Below are 11466 nucleotides of genomic sequence, written 5' to 3' on the forward strand. Positions count from 1 at the left end.
TCGAAAAAAAAGGCGGCATCGCTGCCGCCTTGAACTTAACTTGCCTGAGAAGGCGCTTCATCTGTTCCTGGAAGCGTTTCAGGGAGTTGCGGCGCAAATCCTCGCAGGCCGACTACGTGAACGTGTTCGGTATTCTGGAAGACTTTACGCACCAGTTTATAGGTGGTGCCTTTCTCCGGGCTGATATTTTCAGGTGCCGCGATGATGAGCTGCATTTGCAAACGCTCACACAATTCAAACAGCGTGGCGATGGAACGGGCATCCAGTCGCGCAGCTTCATCGAGGAATAGCAGACGGCAAGGAGAGATATCTTTACCGCGCAGGCGGCGAGATTCATCTTCCCAGCTCTGTACTACCATCACCAGAATCGACATCCCCGTACCGATAGCCTCACCGGTCGACAGTGCGCCAGACTCCGCGCGCAGCCAGCCATCGGAACCACGGTTAACCTCAACTTCCATCTCCAGGTAGTTACGGTAATCCAGAAGTTCTTCACCAATGGTCTGCGGCGTGCGCTGGCCCATATCAATTTGTGGGTTAAGTCGCTGATACAGTTTTGCCAGAGCTTCCGAGAAGGTCAGGCGGTTGCTCTTGAACAGATCCTGATGTTGCTCATGCTGTTCTGAAAGCACGTCAAGCAACATGGCGTGGGTTTCACGCACGTTCACGTTCAGACGCACACTGTTCACCTGACCGAACGATACGCTCTGCAAGCCCTGGTTGAGCATGCGGATACGGTTCTGTTCGCGCTGAATGGTTTTGCGAATGATGTTCGCCACACTGCGGGAGCTGATCGCCAGTTTCTGTTCGCGAGAAGTTAACTCTTCGGTCAGACGGCTGAGTTCGATTTCCATCTGCTCGATAGCTTCCACCGGATCATCGGTACGAATAATATCCTGGCGAATACGTTCGCGCAGATGCTGATAAACCGCCACGAAGAACTGGATTTTGCGCTCAGGTCGTTTTGGATCTTCCGACATGCGCAGCACGTCGCGCAGATGTTCGTTATCCGCCACCGCCAGACGCAGCGCACCTAACGCCTTATCCGACATGGAACGTAAATCATCGGCAGAGAGATAAGCCAACTCACGACGGTGTAAGCGGCGTTCAACGCCATTATCTTTCACCATGCGCATTACCGCACACCAGCCCGCTTTGGCGGTCACTACCTGCTCGCGCATCTCAAAGTAATCACGTTCCAGCTTGCGCAGTTTGCGGGTCAGGTTGTCCATCTCCGCCTCGCAGAAGGTCAGCGCTTTTTCCAGTTGATTGCGGCGTGAACGGTTATTGCTCAGTTGCGCATGCAATTCGTCACGACGAATACGCGCCCGCTCTTCTGCCCCGCTATCGGCACGCACGCCGATATCCTGCAGTTCGCGTTGCAGATCGTTGAGCAGCTCTTTTTGGTGTCGTAAGAACTTTTCAGAGAAGCCAGTACCTGGTTGTACTGACTCAACTGCGCAGCGTGTCCGCGCAACGCTTCACGAGCGCGGGTACGCTCCGCTTCCGCCTGCTCCAGACGTTCGCGCAGTTTTTCGTTGAGATCGCTGTTCCCACTAAGCATTTCTGCCGAGTCAGAGTAGCTAAAGTGCGCACGACGCTGTACCACTTCAGTCAGGGCAAATGCCTGTTGACGGGCATCGCGCTGCATCTGCTGAGAATACGCGTAATCTTCTTTTAACTGTTCGAACTGTTCCGGGTCGCTCTGCAACACAGAAACGATCGGCTCCAGTTTCGCCAGTTGGTTGCCAAACTGCTGAACAAAACGCGCAGCTTCCTGAGCTTCATCAAGACGTTCGCGGATTTCATCGACACGATCCGCCAGTGAGTCATCCGCCAACAGGTTGAGACGCGGCAGGATACGGTTCAGTGCCGCAACGCCCTCTTTCGCCTGCTCAAACTGAATTCGCTGCTGCTGGTTATCATTTTCATGATTACTCAACGCCCGCTCCAGTTCGACACGGCGGCTGTTCAGTTGGCGAATTTCGGCTTCCGGATCGGACTCAAACGCCACTGCCAGATGGCTGCCAATAAAGCGGCTGAATGCCTGATGCAGTCGCTGGGTTTTCTGAACATCAAAGGAGAGCGTAGCAAAGCGTTCAGAGAGCAATTCGCGCTCGGCGTGCAGGCTTTCGATCCGGCTTTCACGCGCCGCGCGACCAAACAGCGGCACTTCCGGGAAACGTGAATAACGCCACTGACGCTCGGCGGTTTTCACCACCACCGCTTTTTCCAGCTCATCGACGTTGAACACGCTATCATCGAACGACTGCGGATCTCCCTCGATCAAGTAGAGATCTTCCGGGCAATCGGTTAAGCCTTCCAGCTGTTCGGCCACCTGTGACAGATCCGGCACCACAATGGCGTGGCGAGACGGGCCATACAACGCCGAGAAGTACGGCGCATCGTCCAGGCTAACGTCGTCATAAATTTCTGACAGCAGCACGCCGCCAAAGCGTTCCGCCAGCGCATTCAGACGCTGGTCTTCGGAGCCGCCTGGCTGGCTTAAACGTTCGATCTCTTCATCGACAGCGTTTTTGCGCGCGCCCACTTCATCACGTTCAACAATCGCTTCGCGCTCACGCTCCAGCAGTTGTTGCAGATATTCGGTGACATCCTGGCTGCAGGTGAACTCTTCACCGCACTGCTCGCTCAACTGATTGAGACTGTTTTGCGCTGCCAGCCAAACCGGCGCACGCTGCATCAGGCTCTGAATACGAGATTGCAGCTGTTCCTGTTCCTGACGCAGTGCCATACGCTCTTCACGGGCGTTGGAAACGCTGTCAGAAAGAGAGGCAATACGCGCTTCCAGTTCCTGATGCAGGGCTTCCAGTTCGTCGATATCAAAATTCTTGCCCTGACGTTTGCAGAAATCTGCCAGCAGACGTTCAGCTTCTTGCTGCTCGCGCAGACGCTGTTCCAGTTCGCTTAAACGCATCCGCAGTGGCTGAACCTGCTCTGCCAGGTGACGCTGATCGACCCCTTCGCGCAGCAGTTCGCGGGCGACATCCCACGCCTCGTTACGCGCCAGCGGGCCGTTGATTGCAACCACCAGCTGATAAGCCTGCTCAAACTGGCTGTGCGCGGTTTGCGCCATGCTCATTTTCTGCTCAAGAGAGAGCATTTTTTCAGTCGCTTCCAGCTCTTTCGCCTGGAAGGTTTCCAGCCATTCGGCGGCGCTGTCGGCGGTTAAGTCTGGCAGATGGCACAGTTCTTTGGCACGATTAAGCGCAGCAATCGCCTGGTTGTACTGGATCGCGCGCGTTGCTGGACGTCCAGCGCCTGCTGGTAGTCGGCAAGCTGGCTTTTCAGCTCGTCCACTTCCAGTTCGGCGGCTTCCGCGCGCGCTTCGTTATCTTCCTGACGCTCGATGGCTTCTGCCACCACTTCATTTTGCTCTTCCAGACGGATCTGCAGTTCATCGAGGTCCGCTTCGTAGCGTTCGATTTTCTCCTGCTGACGCAAAGCGGTTTGCACCAGGTTCAGGTGATCGCTGGCCGCCTGATAATCCGCTTCCAGATCGCCCTCGGCACCGTTGTGCTCTGCCAGTTCACGCGCCATATCGACATGTTTGTACTGCTCCGCCGCCAGTTGCTGACGCGAAGTATGTAGCTCGCGACGAAACTCCAGCGCTTTATCGAGATGGACACGGCGCTCGTTGGCGTGACGCATGTAGTCCGCCGCCACGTAGTTGGTGGCTTCGCTGATCAGATGTTTAAACAGGTCGCGGTCCGACTGGGTGACGCGAATCGCTTCCAGCGTCATACGGTTTTCACGCAGCGCCGCTTCCATGTCCTGGAACGCTTTACGCACGCCGCTGTTTTCCGGCAGCAGGTAGTCGCGCAGAGAACGGGTAATGGCACTGGAGATCCCGCCATACAGCGAGGCTTCGATCAGACGATAGAATTTACTACGATCAGACGCTGAGCGCAGACGACGCGCGATGATGCCCAGATCGAACATCAGCGAGTGGTAATCGGTAATGGAGTTGAACTGTTTAAACTGCACGCCTTCCATCGCCTCGAGCTTGTCTTTCAGCTCGTTAAGCGGCAGCACGCGCGCCTGACGTTCGTTCAGGGATTCGGTCACCAGCTGTGTCGGCTGCACCGACATCGGCAGTCCCTGAATGGCAAACGGCTTGATATCCACTTTACGATCGCGTCCGGCAACCTGTTGCAGACGCACACCGACCACCACGCGCTGGTGGCGCGAGTTAATGGTATCGAGCATCGAATAACAGACACCCGCTTTCAGCTTACCGTGCAGACCTTTATCGCGCGAACCACTGGTAGCCCCGGCTTCCGTGGTGTTACGGAAATGCAGCAGGGTCAGGTCGGGAATGAGCGCCGTAACAAACGCCGCCATAGTAGTGGATTTGCCCGCCCCGTTACCGCCGGAAAGCGTCGTAACCAGCTCATCCAGGTCAAAAGTTCGGGCAAAAAAGCCGTTCCAGTTAATCAGCGTCAGTGAGCGAAATTTACCGCGTTCAATCATTATTCTTCCTCTCCGCTATCTGGCTGACTCTCTTCAGTTTCGTCATTGAGTTGCAGGTGATTTTCCAGCGACATTGCTTCGCCATCGCGAATCAGACGACGTTGTGCTTCACGCGGATCGTCGCCCGCACGCACATCGGCACCAAAGCGGAACACCGATTCGGTAATGCGGAACTTGCTGCTGTCGTGGCCCATAAACCACACCATGCCTAAGCGACGCAGACGGTTGAGCGAAGAGCGCACTTTTTCCTGCAACTTCTGGCGGTCAACGTCTGAACCGGTAGAACGATTGTTCACCAGTTTCAGCAATTTTGCTTCATCGGCCAGAGTGAGCAGTTCGTCATACAGTTCCTGCTGGGTAAAGATCCCCTCGTTGGCCAGCCGTTCCGGGCTGAGATAGAGATAACAGAGGATTTTACCGACCATCATGTCCAGTTCAGACAATACGGAACGTGGGATGATGGTGGTGGAACGTGGACGTAAATAGAAGAAACCTTCCGGCGCGCGGATTAACTCCACGTTATAACGCGCGTAAAACTCTTCCAGATATTCCTGAAAATCCATCAGGAAAGCATGATTATCCAGTTCGTCGAGGCCAATATGGCGGCCTGAACGTAAGGCGCTATCCAGCGCCGGAAATAACGGATTCGCCAGCGCCTGCGCCAGCTTAACCGGCATCACTTGTTCAATATTTGTCGATGACATGCGCCTGTACCTTGGCTCCGTAATCATTAATCGGCTGCCATTTCGCTGGCAGTCCGGTGAAGTCTGCTTGCGCTACGCCGAGGCGTACCGCCTGATCAATTACAATACGCGCGACGTCAAAGTGACGCGCACGCGGATACTGCGCCAGATATTCGCGTACCACCAGACCAAGATCCAGCGGTACTTGTCTGGTTTTATAGACGGCGAGCTGCTCTTCGATAATCGCGGCGAGTTGTTCGCGGATCTCGTTAAACTCTTCGTACTCTAAATCTGGCGGAAGTTCCCCGGTCACTTCTTCATCGCGCAGTGCCATCTCTTCGTCACGCATATCCAGCAAACGATCGGCATTGGCGTAAGTCAGCGCCCACGGCTCATCAAAATAGGTTTGTACCGACTGACGTAAACGCTGGGCAAAGACGCGGTTTTTATCCATATCGATAGCGGTACGAATAAATTTGTGTACGTGGCGATCGTAGCCAATCCACAAGTCGATGGATTGCTGGCCCCAGCTGATAATACGATCGAGCTTACTTTGCAGATCGAACACCAGACGATCGACAAAATGCAGGTCGTCATGGGTCATCGTCGCATCCTGAATGCGCAACAGGTTGGCCTGCAACTTGTCGCCTGCTGCTTCCAGCGTATCCTGCAATTCACGCAGCGTTCCGGAAGTTTCCGAAAGCAACAATTCACAGCTGGAGATCGCCGCCCGCCAGTCTTTATTCAGCAACTGAGCGATATCGTCCTTCACCTGCTGCTGCTGTTCGTCCATCAGACGTTGCGTCAGGTCGATGCTGTCGAAAATTTCCGCTACCGAATATTTCAGCGGCGCATAGACGTTGCGGTGCCAGTGAAATTCATCACCGCCCTCTTCGGCGGCATCGGCTGCACGTTTTAACTCACCCGCCACAATCGACAACTGCATAGAAAGGCGCAACGTAGAAAACTCGCGCTGACGGATGTAGTAGTCAGTAATGCCGATGCCGAGCGGCGTCAGGCGATAAATAGCATTCCCTTCCGCCTGCTCGCTGGTAAAGCGGTTCAGCAGACGTTGACGTACCATATCGTTGATCGCGTTGTTGGCGCGCACGCCGATGGTTTCGCTGGTTTGCTCAAACGCATCACTCACATGGCGGAACGCATCCACCAACTCGCCTTCACTCATCTCACCATCAAGACGCTCGCCATTTAGAGTGGCAACCGCCAGCAGAAAAGAGAGTCGGTCTACCGGCAGCGAGATGGAGAAGTCATTTTTTCTGGCCCAGGCAACCAGTTCGGGGACTGTCTGGGATAATTCACTCATACTTTATCCTTGCTCTGCGGTTTGTGCGCGGTGACATGAATATAACGCCCCAGGTTAATATACGGATCCTGACGGCAATAACGCGTTTCTAATTCAAGTAATGCTTCATAGCTGTCGCGCTGTTGGTGCTTTTCACGCAGATAATCATGAAACACGCGAACGCCTGTCTTACCCATAATTTGCCAACCAGCTTCTTCCAGCCACAGATAAACCTGCGCCGGGTCGCGTGGATAATCTGGCGAAAGCGTCCGTTTTTTCTTTTTCGGCATTCCCGCCTGCACGTAATCAAAATTCCCGGCGACCATGTTATGCATCAGCAAGCCGTGCGCATTGTAGAACATTAATGACAACACGCCGCCTGGACGCAACACTGACCACAGGGTCTGCAATACGCTGCGGGGATCGGCCACCCACTCCAGCACCGCATGGAACAATATCAGATCAACGGGCGTTTCCAAATGTGAAGCAACATCCTGAGCGGCGCAATGTATAAATTGCATGTTGTCGCTCACACCTTTTGCTTCTGCCGCCTGTTTTGCGCGGTCGATCATCTGCGCAGAGAGATCGCATAAAATGACCTGATGCCCGCGCTCGGCCATTTTGATTGCGGTCTGCCCTTCTCCACCGCCAGCATCCAGCACACGCAGTTTTTGCGGGCCCATTTCCGCCAGCACGCGATCGAGATCCTGCCACAGAATAGCCTGTCGAAGCTGCCCTTTGGTGGTGCCGTAAATGTTACGGGAAAACTTTTCCGCAATATCATCAAAATTGCGATCCTGCATTGCTTTCTCCACCGGTTGGCTAAGACGTTTTCTGATAAAGACGCTATTTTGTCACAGCCACGGCGAGAATGAACCCGTCTGGTGTAATATCGCTGGCGATCCCTTGCTATATGGTCAAAAAAGGAACCAGAAAGGATGCTTTTTACACTGAAAAAAGTGATTGGCGGCATGCTGCTGCCACTTCCGCTGATGTTGTTGATTATTGGTGCTGGCCTGGCGCTGCTGTGGTTTAGCCGTTTTCAAAAAACCGGGAAGATTTTTGTTAGCATTGGGTGGCTGGCGCTCTTGTTATTGAGTTTGCAACCGGTAGCCGACCGCCTGCTGCGTCCCATCGAAAGCACCTATCCGACATGGAATAATGCGCAAAAAAGTGGACTATATCGTGGTGCTCGGAGGTGGTTATACCTGGAACCCACAGTGGGCACCGAGCTCTAATTTAATCAATAACAGTTTGCCGCGCCTGAATGAAGGTATTCGCTTATGGCGCGAAAATCCGGGATCAAAGCTGATCTTCACGGGAGGCGTAGCAAAAACCAATACGGTGAGTACAGCGGAAGTAGGTGCCAGAGTGGCGCAATCGCTGGGTGTCCCACGCGAGCAAATTATCACACTGGATTTACCAAAAGATACCGAAGAAGAAGCTGCCGCAGTGAAACAGGCGATTGGCGATGCCCTTTTCCTGCTGGTGACATCTGCGTCTCATTTGCCACGCGCGATGATCTTTTTTCAGCAGGAAGGGCTAAATCCGCTGCCAGCCCCGGCGAACCAGTTAGCAATCGACTCGCCGCTTAATCCTTGGGAACGGGCAATCCCGTCTCCGGTCTGGTTGATGCATAGCGACCGCGTTGGCTATGAAACGCTTGGCCGCATCTGGCAGTGGTTAAAAGGTTCGTCAGGCGAGCCACGGCAGGAGTGATTTAGTCGCCAGATCAAAGTTGCTACGGTTAAACCGTCCGGTATTGACCAGTTGCGCAACTTCATCCCATAACACATACAGCCAACGCCGCCAGATGAAAGACTCCGCCACTGGCGCGCGTTGCAGGTAACTCCAGAGCAAATCTTCCGCCAGGGTGTTATCCATCAACCGGAATAATTCATACTCACGCGGCGCCCAGAGCATTAACCCCGGTCCGACCATCGCCAGGAGCTGATCGCTACGGGAATCTTTCAGCATGCTACGCAAACAGAAATTGCCGTGAATCAGCACACAATTATCGTTAAAACCTTCAAACAACACCGGCAGACATTCACGAGTGCGAAACAGAATCCGCTTATCCTGCATGGTTAAACCTGTGTTATTGAACTGATTGAGCGTCGCCCACAGCATTTCAACGTGCTGACGATACCAGGAAGGCCAGAAATTTTCCTGAGTATTGTCAACTGCGCCAACACATCCGCGGCTGTCCTGACGGTGCCAGGCCAGCAACGCTTCAACAATTTGATCTTTCAGATGTTCCCAGCGCTCTGGCGTTCTTGCGGGAGCTTCCACAGAAACACCGCGCATCCGCTCCAGCAACAAGACATCGGGACCGGGATGTTCTTCATGCGTCATCACGCCATAGATAGTCGGCATGCGAACAGTCCCGCTCCGAGCCAGCATGGTGGTTTTCCATGCCAGCTGTCTGGCCTGCCCCGGGGTAGAAAAACTTCGCGCCATGAGCGGCATCGGGTTTCCCTGGCTGTCATACAACGCCCACAGAGTTGTGTCTGCTTTTTCTATTCACACACTCTATACGACTCAATCTTTCGCCCAGTAAATGGCTTAGTTCGGCACGCAGCTGTTCCATTCAGATTACCCTCATAAAAGCTACTGCTTTCATAATGAGCGCCAATGTAAAAGATGTCACCTGAATGAGATCAATTGTTGAAGGGAAAAAATGAAGAGAATCGTAACGCTACGACACTCCTCCCAAAATTGAGATGGAGTGTCGTGGGGAAAAATTAAGCCATTTCAGCGCGAACACGCTCAAGATCTTCGGGAGTATCTACACCGGTGCCAGGAACCTCCTGGGCGACAGCAACATGGATTTTTTCTCCATACCACAGCACACGAAGCTGCTCTAGCATTTCGATATGTTCTAACGGGCTTGGCTGCCAGTTAACATAGCGGCGGATAAAACCTGCACGATAGCCATAAATGCCGAGATGTCGCAGGAAGTTATCTCCTACGGTTTCCAGACCTTTCGCAAAACGGTCACGATCCCACGGAATGGTGGCGCGCGAGAAGTAGAGCGCATAACCTTCGGCGTCGAGAACAACTTTAACCGCATTCGGATTAAAGGCTTCTTCCGCACTGTGGATAGGCACAGCCAGGGTCGCCATTCCAACCTGACGCTGGGCAAGGTTATCGGCAACCTGACGAATGATTGTCGCGGGGATCATCGGTTCATCCCCCTGCACATTCACAATCACCGTGTCGTCGCTGAACGCGCATTTTTCGACAACTTCCGCCAGGCGTTCTGTACCTGACTGGTGATCAGCACGCGTCATGCATACTTCACCGCCAGCAGCTTCAACAGCGCGGGCGACATCCTCATGATCGGTTGCGACGATGATGCGCTCGGCACCTGATTCGCGCGCGCGTTCGAGTACATGAACAATCATGGGTTTGCCGTTAATATCGACCAGCGGCTTACCTGGCAGACGCGTGGAAGCGTAGCGCGCGGGAATAATGACCACAAAACTCATGATTTACTCTCATCAGCAGTCAGCACGCGGGCTTCCGTTTCCAGCAGCACTGGAATGCCATCGCGCAGCGGAAAAGCCAAGTTGTCCAGTTTGCAAATAAGTTCTTGTTTTTCCTGGTTATACCAAAGTTTGCCGTTGCAAACCGGGCAGGCAATGATTTCAAGCAGACGATGATCCATAGTTCCTCCAGATGGATCGGGTTATGAATGCATAAATCTTATCATAATCATTTATGCGTCGGGGTCTATTTCCCAGCCGGTGCGGCAATCGGTAAAGAAACCGTGCGGGCAGCGCCCTATTGTTACTCGTGTTGCCTGCTGCCAGTGAGCAAAATCAGTAATCGCCTGACGCAGCCCTTTTTGAAGGGTCACTGTTGGTTTTACCCCATCCTGTAACCAGAGAGAGAGCACTTCAAAGATGCCAGTCTGGCGATGCATCTTAGAATCCATTCGCCCAACTAATTGCCCACGATGCAATAACGGTAGAACGAAATAACCATACTGGCGTTTGGGCGCTGGCGTGTAGCACTCCAGCCGGTAGCTAAAATCAAAAAGTTGCTCTGCCCGTTTACGATCCCAGACAACAGGATCAAAAGGCGAAAGTACCGCGCTGTGCGTTGCAGTGAGCTTTCCGGCGAGCGCACGTTCGAGTAGCGGCAGCAAATCAGCATGCAGCCAAAGATTACCCAATTTTTCAACATGCACAGCAATGATTTGCTGCTGTTCAGCCCTCGCTTCGCGCCACGCCGCCAGCGCCGGACGTTTCAGCCGGTAGTAATCCGCCAGCCACTGCTCGCGAAATATTCCCAGGCTGCGCGCACTGTTATCCAGCATGATGATTTCTGCTTCTGTTTGCGAAACGAGGTCGCGCTCATCATCCCAGTCAGGCATGACTCGGTGGGTTAAATCATAAACGCGCTGGAAGTTGCGCCGTTCAATCACCATCACCTTTCCGGCGGTAAAGAGCCCTTCCAGATGCCGTTTATGCGGCTTCCACTCCCACCAGCCGCTCGCCCCTTTACGAGGATGCTCAAAATCGGCTGAACGTACCGGCCCCTTATCATGAATATGCTGAATTAACTGTGCAATTTCCGCCGCATGTTCCTGCATCCAGGCATCTCTGTATTTCCAGCCCATTTTTTCAGGTGCCAGCATGCGGTGGCGAATAAGACGAAAATCGCTACGCGGCATAAAGCAGGCTTCATGCGCCCAGTATTCCATTAATTCGCCACACGCCAGAGACTCATCCAGCCACTGCGCAGGATAATTTCCCAGACGACTGAAAAGCACCAGATATGGACTACGGGCAACAATATTGATGGTATCGATTTGCAGCAAGGACATGCGGGAGATCGTTGCTGGAATATCCTCCAACGACGCTCGACGGCGGGGTTTGTTTAACAGGCCTTGCGCGGCAAGGTGAAGATTACGCGCATCAGCAAGGGAGAGGTGCGGCAGCGACATTCATGACTCCATCAATCGAACGCTGCCGCGGC

General features: G+C 53.6%; 6 protein-coding genes and 3 pseudogenes. 1 reads left to right on the plus strand and 8 read right to left on the minus strand.

Features of this window, described 5'->3' with window-relative positions; all coding sequences use genetic code 11:
* Positions 1–35 precede the first annotated feature (35 nt).
* From mukB to cmoM, 4 genes and pseudogenes are all read right to left on the minus strand, one after another.
* Positions 36–4494, minus strand: a pseudogene (mukB, locus tag CRI63_RS01730) (chromosome partition protein MukB).
* Entirely contained in the window at positions 4494–5198 is a 705-nt protein-coding gene (gene mukE / locus CRI63_RS01735; RefSeq protein ID WP_130258244.1) for a chromosome partition protein MukE, read from the minus strand. The pseudogene mukB and the gene mukE overlap by 1 nt, the downstream one beginning before the upstream one ends.
* Entirely contained in the window at positions 5179–6501 is a 1323-nt protein-coding gene (gene mukF / locus CRI63_RS01740) for a chromosome partition protein MukF (protein ID WP_130205341.1), read from the minus strand. The genes mukE and mukF overlap by 20 nt, the downstream gene beginning before the upstream one ends.
* On the minus strand, positions 6498–7283 hold the full coding sequence (gene cmoM / locus CRI63_RS01745; RefSeq protein WP_135518315.1) for a tRNA uridine 5-oxyacetic acid(34) methyltransferase CmoM: 786 nt from the start codon (positions 7281–7283) through the stop codon (positions 6498–6500). The genes mukF and cmoM overlap by 4 nt, the downstream gene beginning before the upstream one ends.
* Before the next feature lie 135 nt (positions 7284–7418).
* Between cmoM and elyC the strand changes: the two are divergent.
* A pseudogene (gene elyC / locus CRI63_RS01750) lies at positions 7419–8199 on the plus strand (envelope biogenesis factor ElyC).
* On the opposite strand, the pseudogene CRI63_RS01755 reads toward elyC, so the two are convergent.
* The 4 genes and pseudogenes from CRI63_RS01755 to ycaQ all read right to left on the minus strand — a co-directional run bounded on the left by CRI63_RS01755 (position 8176) and on the right by ycaQ (position 11434).
* Positions 8176–9070, minus strand: a pseudogene (locus tag CRI63_RS01755) (YcbJ family phosphotransferase). The pseudogenes elyC and CRI63_RS01755 sit on opposite strands and share 24 nt — an antisense overlap.
* A 154-nt stretch (positions 9071–9224) precedes the next feature.
* The gene (kdsB, locus tag CRI63_RS01760; protein ID WP_064528339.1) at positions 9225–9971 is read right to left on the minus strand and encodes a 3-deoxy-manno-octulosonate cytidylyltransferase; all 747 of its coding nucleotides are present in this window, start codon (positions 9969–9971) and stop codon (positions 9225–9227) included.
* Complete coding sequence (gene ycaR, locus CRI63_RS01765) at positions 9968–10150, minus strand: protein YcaR (protein ID WP_000350058.1); 183 nt, start codon at positions 10148–10150, stop codon at positions 9968–9970. The genes kdsB and ycaR overlap by 4 nt, the downstream gene beginning before the upstream one ends.
* Positions 10151–10201: 51 nt before the next feature.
* Positions 10202–11434 carry a crosslink repair DNA glycosylase YcaQ gene (gene ycaQ / locus CRI63_RS01770; RefSeq protein WP_135518317.1) on the minus strand — a complete coding sequence of 411 codons (1233 nt, stop codon included), beginning with the start codon at positions 11432–11434 and terminating at the stop codon, positions 10202–10204.
* Between the last annotated feature and the right edge of the window lie 32 nt (positions 11435–11466).

Source organism: Escherichia sp. E2661 (genome assembly GCF_004745185.1).
Classification (GTDB): domain Bacteria; phylum Pseudomonadota; class Gammaproteobacteria; order Enterobacterales; family Enterobacteriaceae; genus Escherichia.